General features: G+C 44.5%; 3 protein-coding genes. 1 reads left to right on the top strand and 2 read right to left on the bottom strand.

The features are described from left to right. Positions 1 to 597 (top strand): 3-deoxy-7-phosphoheptulonate synthase (locus tag A3739_RS05390; RefSeq protein ID WP_068500601.1); only part of this gene is annotated, 597 nt, incomplete at its 5' end. A gap of 45 nt (positions 598 to 642) precedes the next feature. Here A3739_RS05390 and A3739_RS05385 read toward each other — a convergent pair. Together A3739_RS05385 and cysG are read right to left on the bottom strand one after the other, a co-directional pair. Then, on the bottom strand, positions 643 to 1,116 hold the full coding sequence (locus tag A3739_RS05385; protein WP_068476718.1) for a hypothetical protein: 474 nt from the start codon (positions 1,114 to 1,116) through the stop codon (positions 643 to 645). A gap of 140 nt (positions 1,117 to 1,256) precedes the next feature. Continuing rightward, a partial coding sequence (cysG, locus tag A3739_RS05380; protein WP_068500599.1) for a siroheme synthase CysG occupies positions 1,257 to 2,108 on the bottom strand: 852 nt, incomplete at its 5' end.

The raw sequence follows: 2,108 nt of genomic DNA, 5'->3' as shown, positions 1-2,108 counted from the left end.
ATCTCTTGGTCTGCAATCGGAGCAAGAACAACTGAATCGCAGACACACCGTGAAATGAGCTCTGGTCTGTCTGTTGCTATTGGCTTTAAAAACGGAACAGATGGTGGACTTGGTGTAGCAATCAATGCACTTGGATCAGTCGCACACCCTCATAGCTTCCTGGGAATCAACCATGAAGGCCAATGTTCAATTGTACGTACAAAAGGTAACCCATACGCACACGTTGTATTGCGTGGCGGCGGCGGTAAGCCAAACTACGATTCCGTGAACGTTGCGCTCTGCGAACAAGCTCTAGAGAAAGCAAATCTGGCAAGCAATATTATGATTGATTGTAGCCATGCAAACTCAAACAAAGATCCAGCATTGCAACCACTGGTAATGCAAGACGCTACGAATCAAATTATTGACGGTAACAAGTCAATCATTGGATTGATGATCGAAAGTAATATTAATTTCGGGAATCAATCAATTCCTGAAAACTTAGAAGAGCTGGAATACGGCGTATCTGTGACAGATGGTTGTATTGATTGGGAAACTACAGAGAAAGCTATTCTAGATATGCATGCGAAATTGAAGGACGTTCTTCCTACACGCTAAGCATCTCAAGCGCTGCTTTCATTATCTCAGCAGCGCTTAACCTCTCTATGCACTAATTTTTTGTTCTTGAGTTATTCTTTTTATCGTTAAATCTTCTATATAACAGCGATCTTCAACTTTTAACCCCGCACAAGCTACTGCCAGTTTTTGTATCGGACCTTTGGTTTGCAAATCAATAACGGCAGACATCATTGTACTTGCCTTATCGTTTACACTTTGCTCTTCGACCAGGGCTACATAATCGCCACTAGAATCGGAATAAGATAGACACAGCGTAACCAAGCGAGACTCCTCCGAAAAGCCAAACCTCAGCCAGCTCGCGACCTCAAAACTATGCTGCTGGCTTCTCTTATCAAGGGCAGTTGTAGACTTTTGTTTTGATTTCGAAAAACGGGATAGCAATCCTTTTGATTTGCTGACCTTATTAATTGTGGTTTGAGGCTCGTTCAAGCCGACGCTCGGGAGAGATACGTTTTGCAACTCTAGGATACGAATTGCAGATTTAGGAATGATGTTCATAATGTGCCTAACAGTGTTACTACTAGATTCATTATGACACTTAATGTCAGTTTCAGTCGGTCATGGTTATCTTAGGGCGCGTGAAGCGCAGCAATGAAAAACAATTCGCTACATTTCGATTCACACAATTACACACTTAGTTAAGACTGCCATCCCAACTTTTCGTGAAGATTCACGACAGTACCAATAATAATAATCGTTGGAGCTTTAAGCTCAGCAGCCGTAACGTCTGCCGCTACGCGAGACAGAGAGCTAATCAATACACGCTGATCTGGTAAGGTTCCGCGTGAAATAACTGCCACAGGCATATCCTGCGACATGCCTTGATTCACTAGACCTTCTGCAATTTGAGGTAAAGCGACCAAGCCCATATAGAATACGAGCGTTTGCTGTTCAGCGACAAGGCTAGGCCAATCTAACTCCGAGCTATTATTCTTCAAATGCCCAGTCACAAAACGCACAGATTGAGCATGATCTCGATGCGTCAATGGAATTCCCGAATAGCTCGCACACCCTGCAGCTGCAGTAATACCCGGAACAACTTGAAATGGAACGCCATGCTCTGAGAGCGTTTCGATCTCTTCCCCACCTCGCCCAAATATAAAGGGGTCTCCGCCTTTTAAGCGAAGAACACGTTTACCTTGTTTGGCGAGTTTAGCTAGCAATTCGTTGATACTTTCCTGTTGCATCGTATGATGAGAACGCCGCTTACCGACATCTATCATATCCGCGTCTTGGCGAACTAGGTTGAGTATTTGGGGCGACACAAGACGATCAAATAACACGACGTCTGCCTGTCTAATCAACCGCAATGCTCTAAAGCTAAGTAAATCAGGATCACCAGGCCCTGCACCAACGAGATAAACTTCTCCAACGCCCTGCGTGGAACTCGCTATGCTATCTAAGCTCTCTAGTAACAAACGCTCCGCGTCTTCATCACGTCCACTGTATACAAGCTCTGCAACACGACCTTCTAGCTGACGCTCCCAAAA

The organism is Oleiphilus sp. HI0067 (assembly GCF_001635735.1).
This window is presented reverse-complemented; position numbering and strand designations above follow the sequence as displayed.